This window comes from Mesorhizobium sp. M7A.F.Ca.CA.004.04.2.1 (assembly GCF_004022825.1).
GTDB lineage: Bacteria > Pseudomonadota > Alphaproteobacteria > Rhizobiales > Rhizobiaceae > Mesorhizobium.
In genome coordinates this window covers 1-3,510 of sequence record NZ_RZPH01000651.1, presented here as the reverse complement: position 1 = coordinate 3,510, position 3,510 = coordinate 1, and the positions used below count along the sequence as shown (strand labels likewise).

Below are 3,510 nucleotides of genomic sequence, written 5' to 3'. Positions count from 1 at the left end.
GCACCAGGGTGGCGCCGCTTTTGAAGCGCGTCGGCGCCAATTTTTCCGCCGACACCCAAGTTGCGACCCTGTCGCTGGCCCAGCAGCAGATGGTCGAGATCGCCAAGGCGCTGTCGATCGAGGCGCGGCTGGTCATCCTCGACGAGCCGACATCGAGCCTGCCGCTCGCCGAAACCGACAAATTGCTCGACGTCATCAAGGCGCTGAAGGCCGACGGCATCAGCGTCATCTTCATTTCGCACCGCCTGCACGAGGTCGAGCGCGTCGCCGACCGCGTCGTCGTGCTGCGCGACGGCATGCTTGCCGGTACGCTGGGCAAGCACGACATCGGCCACGACCAGATGGTCAAGCTGATGATCGGCCGCATGCTGAAGGAGCGCGAAAAAGCCTCCGAAGCTGCGCGTGCGCCCGGCGCCGTAGCGCTTGCGGCCAAGGCCATCCGCACACCGGCCTATCCCGGCCGGCCGGTCGACCTCGACGTCAGGCGCGGCGAAATCCTCGGTCTTGCCGGCCTTGTCGGTTCCGGCCGCACCGAACTGGCGCGGGTGTTCTTCGGCATCGACTCGAAGCTTGGCGGCGCGCTCGAGCTCGACGGCAAGCCGCTCGCGCTGGCGTCCGCGGCCGACGCTGTCGCGCATGGCATCTTCCTGGTGCCGGAAGACCGCAAGCTCACCGGCATCCTGCTCGACCTGTCGATCGCCCAGAATATTTCGCTGCCCAATCTGCCGGCGCATGCGCGCCGCTCGCTGGTGTCCTCAAGCGCCGAGACCGCCACCGCCGAGAAGCAGAAGAAAGATCTCGGCATCAAGGCACCGTCGGTGCAGACGCGCACCGGCACGCTGTCGGGCGGCAACCAGCAGAAGGTCGTGCTCGGCAAATGGCTGGCCATGAACCCGAAAGTGATGATCCTCGACGAGCCGACGCGCGGCATCGACATCGGCGCCAAGGCGGAAATCTATGGCCTGATGCGCGCATTGGCCGATGCCGGCGTCGCCGTGCTGATGATCTCCTCGGACATGGAAGAGGTGATCGGCGTGTCCGACCGCATCGCCGTCATGCATGAGGGCCAGATCTCGGGTATTCTCGACAAGGACCGGTTCAGCCAGGAAAACGTGCTGCTCCTGGCGGTGGGCAAGCAGCCGAAATAGTTCTTGCCACGGGCCGCGCAAACGCGATCCGCTCAGGCATTGGGGAGAAGACGATGAGCAAGAAAGATCTCGGCCTGCTGATCCTGATCTTGGTGGTCGGGGCGATCGTGGCGATCATCAATCCGCGCTTCCTGTTGCCGATCAACCTCGCCAACACCTCGAACCTGATCGGCCTGTTCGGCATCCTGTCGATCGGCCAGGCCTTCGTCATCATCACCGGCGGCATCGAATTGTCGGTCGGCTCGGTGGTAGCGCTGCTTGGCACGCTGTTCATCGACTTCATCGCCGTGCGTGGCATGGAATGGCCGCTGGCCTTCGTGCTCATCCTGGTGCTTGGCGCCATCATTGGCCTGGCGCATGGCTGGCTGATCACAAGGCTCAAGCTGCAGCCCTTCGTCGTCACGCTGTGCGGCCTGTTGATCTACCGCGGCGTTGCCCGCTTCTACACCGCCGACGGCACCGCGGGTTTTGCCTTCGGCCAGAATTTTCCCGACCTCGAATTCCTCACCGCCGGGCGCTCCTATGGCGTTCCCAACAGCTTCATCGCGCTGATCGTCATCTCGATCGTCATGTGGGTGGTGCTGCACCGCTCGGTGTTCGGCCGCTATCTCTACGCCATCGGCAAGAACGAGGAGGCGGCGAAATATTCCGGCATCCGCACCGGCCGCGTCGTCATCGCCGCCTACGTCATTTGCGGCGTGCTGACGGCGCTGTCGGCGATCTATTTCGCCATGTACACGCGCTCGATCTCTCCGGCCAGCCACGGCCAGTTCTACGAACTCTACGCCATCGCCGCCGCCGTGCTCGGCGGCTTCTCGCTGCGCGGCGGTGAAGGCTCGCTGATCGGCGTCATCCTCGGCACGGTGCTGCTGCAGGAACTGCAGAACCTAGTCAACCTGCTCGGCATCCCGTCCTCGCTCAACTTCGCGGTGATGGGCGGCGTCATCCTCATCGGCGTGCTGGTCGACCAGCAATGGGGCGTGTTCCGGGAACGGCGGCTGATGGTCGACGCCACCCGAAAAAGCGCCGCCGGCGCGGCCGCGGAATAGCGCCTCGCGGCGAATGGCGGGCGATGGCTGCAATTCCTGAACCGTTGACGCTCAGGGCCGGCGCGCTCGAAGCCGAACTGGTGCCGCAAATCGGCGGCAGCCTCAGCGCGCTGCGCTGGCGCGGCATCGATCTCATGCGCAGGCTCTCGGACCATGATCGCGAAGCGGGCAACGTGCTTGGCGTGGCCATGTTCCCGATGATACCCTACGCCAACCGCATCGCCGGAAATACCTTCGAGTTTCGAGCGAAGCGCTGGCGGGTCCAGCCCAACAATCCGCCCGAAGCCATCAACGTGCATGGCAGCGGCTGGAAACACCCCTGGACTGTCACTGCAGCGGGCGACGCCCAGGCAACGCTGTCGCTGGATATCGCAGCCAGCCTCGAACCCTACTCCTATCACGCGACGCAGGCTTTCGTGCTGTCCGAAGAAGGCCTCGACGTGACCATGACACTGACCAACACGGGGCCGGTTTCCATGCCGTTTGGTTTCGGCCTGCATCCTTGGTTCGACCGCGACCCGGACGTCACGCTGCAATTCAAGGCCGCGCGGTTCTATCTGGAGGAACCGCAAGGCATCGCCGGCGATCCGATAGCGCTTGCGCCCGAACTCGACTTCGCCGAGAGCCGGCCTTTACCCGCCGGCTGGCGCAACAATGATTATGGCGGCTGGACGGGTGAGGCGACGCTTCGCTTTCCGGCGCGCGGCGCGGGTTTGCGCATCAAGGCCGATCCGATCTTCAAGCACCTGATGCTGTACGCCGATCCGGCCAAGCCTTACTTTTGCGTCGAACCGCAGACCATGGCATCCGGTGCTTTCAACCGGGGCGGATGGAGCGATCCGGACGAGGGCGCCATCGTGCTCGCCCCAGGTGAAAGTTCGGCCGGCACGGTGTCGCTGATGCCCTTTGCGCTTGGGGCTTAAAGCGCCCATCGCGTGAACGAGGCGTCAGGAGCCGACGATCTAGATCAGGCCCGACATGTCGGAAAAAGCCATCGCCTTGCGCAGCACCTCGGCGAAGCGTTCGCCGGCCGCTTCGCGCGGGCCGCTGTTGTCGATCGAGGTGACGCCGGACCCGGACAGAGTGACATTGGCGCTGCGTGCCAGCCGCGCCAGCACTTCGCCGCGTGACTCGCGGCCGCGCATCGCCAGACGCTCGGCCAGCACTTCAGGCGAGGCGGTGATCTCGACGATGGCCAGATTGGCATAGCGTTCGCGCAAGGAGGGGATGATCGCGCGCGACACATTGGCGACAGCGACACGGCCATTGGCGACGGACCAGTCGACATCGGCGGGGGTGCCGTAGCGCAAGCC

General features: G+C 65.0%; 3 protein-coding genes and 1 pseudogene. 3 read left to right on the top strand and 1 reads right to left on the bottom strand.

The window, feature by feature from the left end:
* The 3 genes from EN893_RS24615 to EN893_RS24605 all read left to right on the top strand — a co-directional run.
* Positions 1–1,148 (top strand): sugar ABC transporter ATP-binding protein (locus EN893_RS24615; protein ID WP_164901072.1); only part of this gene is annotated, 1,148 nt, incomplete at its 5' end.
* A 53-nt stretch (positions 1,149–1,201) separates the two neighbouring features.
* Positions 1,202–2,197 carry an ABC transporter permease gene (locus EN893_RS24610; protein WP_027040007.1) on the top strand — a complete coding sequence of 332 codons (996 nt, stop codon included), beginning with the start codon at positions 1,202–1,204 and terminating at the stop codon, positions 2,195–2,197.
* A 23-nt stretch (positions 2,198–2,220) separates the two neighbouring features.
* Entirely contained in the window at positions 2,221–3,120 is a 900-nt protein-coding gene (locus EN893_RS24605) for an aldose 1-epimerase (protein WP_127271236.1), read from the top strand.
* Positions 3,121–3,159: 39 nt separating this feature from the next.
* On the opposite strand, the pseudogene EN893_RS24600 reads toward EN893_RS24605, so the two are convergent.
* Positions 3,160–3,510, bottom strand: a pseudogene (locus tag EN893_RS24600) (phosphonate metabolism protein/1,5-bisphosphokinase (PRPP-forming) PhnN); the annotation flags it as partial.

Bases quoted from the DNA above. Each gene is read 5' to 3' on its own strand.
- EN893_RS24610 (WP_027040007.1), top strand. From the start codon at position 1,202: ATGAGCAAGAAAGATCTCGGCCTGCTGATCCTGATCTTGGTGGTCGGG.
- EN893_RS24605 (WP_127271236.1), top strand. From the start codon at position 2,221: ATGGCTGCAATTCCTGAACCGTTGACGCTCAGGGCCGGCGCGCTCGAA.